At 64.4% G+C, this 1,103-nt stretch carries 1 protein-coding gene; it reads left to right on the top strand.

Going from position 1 to position 1,103, the window contains the following annotated elements; all coding sequences use genetic code 11:
- A partial coding sequence (gene tuf / locus EK403_RS22030) for an elongation factor Tu (protein WP_128779593.1) occupies window positions 1-1,103 on the top strand: 1,103 nt, incomplete at its 3' end.

Raw genomic sequence — 1,103 nt, 5'->3', positions numbered from 1 at the left:
ATGGCCAAGGAAAAGTTCGCGCGGACGAAGCCGCATTGCAACATTGGGACGATTGGTCATGTTGATCATGGCAAGACGTCTTTGACGGCTGCGATCACGAAGGTTTTGGCGGAGACGGGCGGGGCGACGTTCACGGCCTATGACCAGATCGACAAGGCTCCTGAGGAGAAGGCGCGCGGGATCACGATTTCGACGGCGCATGTCGAGTATGAGACGCAGAACCGGCATTACGCGCATGTCGACTGCCCGGGCCATGCCGACTATGTGAAGAACATGATCACGGGGGCGGCGCAGATGGACGGCGCGATCCTGGTGGTTTCGGCGGCCGACGGTCCGATGCCGCAGACCCGCGAGCACATTCTTCTGGCGCGTCAGGTCGGCGTTCCGGCGCTGGTTGTGTTCCTGAACAAGTGCGACATGGTGGACGACGAGGAGCTTCTGGAGCTGGTCGAGCTCGAGGTTCGGGAGCTTCTGTCGAAGTACGACTTCCCGGGCGACGACATTCCGATCGTGAAGGGGTCGGCGCTTGTGGCGCTGGAGAACGGCGACCCGAAGCTCGGCCATGACGCGATCCTGGAGCTGATGACCCAGGTCGACGCCTACATCCCGCAGCCTGACCGTCCGGTCGACCAGCCGTTCCTGATGCCGGTGGAGGACGTGTTCTCGATCTCGGGGCGCGGCACGGTGGTGACGGGCCGCGTCGAGCGCGGCATCGTGAAGGTCGGCGAGGAGGTCGAGATCGTCGGCATCCGTCCGACGGTGAAGACGACGGTGACGGGCGTCGAGATGTTCCGCAAGCTGCTGGACCAGGGGCAGGCGGGCGACAACATCGGGGCTCTGCTGCGCGGGACGAAGCGCGAGGACGTCGAGCGCGGGCAGGTTCTGTGCAAGCCGGGCTCGGTGAAGCCGCACACCAAGTTCAAGGCCGAGGCCTACATCCTGACGAAGGAGGAGGGCGGCCGCCACACGCCGTTCTTCACCAACTACCGGCCGCAGTTCTACTTCCGCACGACGGACGTGACGGGGGTGGTGCACCTGCCTGAGGGCACCGAGATGGTGATGCCGGGCGACAACATCGCGATGACGGTGGAGCTGATCGTTCC

This window comes from Hansschlegelia zhihuaiae (genome assembly GCF_004103825.1).
GTDB lineage: Bacteria > Pseudomonadota > Alphaproteobacteria > Rhizobiales > Methylopilaceae > Methylopila > Methylopila zhihuaiae.
Note: the sequence above shows the minus strand (reverse complement) of the source record. Positions and strands in the feature narration are given on the sequence as shown.